The organism is Belliella marina (assembly GCF_042682445.1).
GTDB classification, from domain to species: domain Bacteria; phylum Bacteroidota; class Bacteroidia; order Cytophagales; family Cyclobacteriaceae; genus Belliella; species Belliella marina.
On record NZ_JBHUHR010000010.1, the window covers coordinates 1 to 1,193 of the forward strand.

Sequence of the window (1,193 nt, forward strand, 5' to 3'; positions counted from 1 at the left end):
ACTACAGTTGCACTTGTTGCAGTCTTCACGATATCAAGGTCGGCTGATGTCTCTACATCCACATCCTCTGGATCGGACTCTTTAGGGCCATCCTCGTCGGTTGGAGAATCCACCACTGCAATGTTGCTGATCGAGGTACCGGCTTCTAGGGATGGCGGGGTAGAAAGTACCAAACTTACCGTTATGCTCTCTCCTGCTGCCAAGGTCCCCAAGTTCCAGGTGACTGTTCCACCTGCCTCTGTTCCGCCGTTGGTTGCAGACACAAAGCCTGTTCCCGATGGCAACACATCGGTTATCGTTACATCCTGTGCATCACTTGGACCGGCATTGCTTACTCTGATGGTGTAGCTGATGTTCTCACCCGCCACTACAGTAGCGCTCGTTGCAGTCTTCACGATATCAAGGTCGGCTGATGTCTCTACATCCACATCCTCTGGGTCGGATTCTTTCGGACCGTCTTCGTCCGTTGGTGAATCCACCACTGCAATGTTGCTGATCGAGGTACCGGATTCTAGGGATGACGGGGTTGAAAGTACCAAACTTACCGTTATGCTCTCTCCTGCTGCCAAGGTTCCCAAGTTCCAGGTGACTGTTCCACCTGCCTCTGTTCCACCGTTGGTTGCTGACACAAAGCCTGTCCCTGCTGGCAACACATCGGTTATCGTTACATCCTGTGCATCACTTGGACCGGCATTGCTTACTCTGATGTTGTAGCTGATGTTCTCACCCGCCACTACAGTTGCACTTGTTGCAGTCTTCACGATATCAAGGTCGGCCACGGCATCTACATCCACATCCTCTGGATCGGACTCTTTAGGGCCGTCACTATCGGTTGGAGAATCCACCACCGCTATGTTGCTGATTGTTGTTCCCGCTACCAGGGACGATTCTGTCGACAATACCAAGGTCAATTCCACACTTGCTCCTGCCGCCATGGTACCCAAGTTCCAGGTGACTGTTCCACCTGCCTCTGTTCCGCCGTTGGTTGCTGACACAAAGCCTGTCCCTGATGGCAATACATCGGTTATAGTTACATCCTGTGCATCGCTTGGGCCTGCATTGCTTACTGTGATGGTGTAGCTGATGTTTTCACCCGCCACTACAGTTGCACTTGTTGCAGTCTTCACGATATCAAGGTCGGCTGATGTCTCTACATCCACATCCTCTGGATCGGACTCTTTAGGGCCATCCTC

The 1,193-nt window shown here is 52.1% G+C and carries 1 protein-coding gene; it reads right to left on the minus strand.

Annotated elements, in window-relative coordinates:
* A partial coding sequence (locus ACFSKL_RS03395; protein ID WP_376883506.1) for a COG1361 S-layer family protein occupies positions 1–1,193 on the minus strand: 1,193 nt, incomplete at both ends.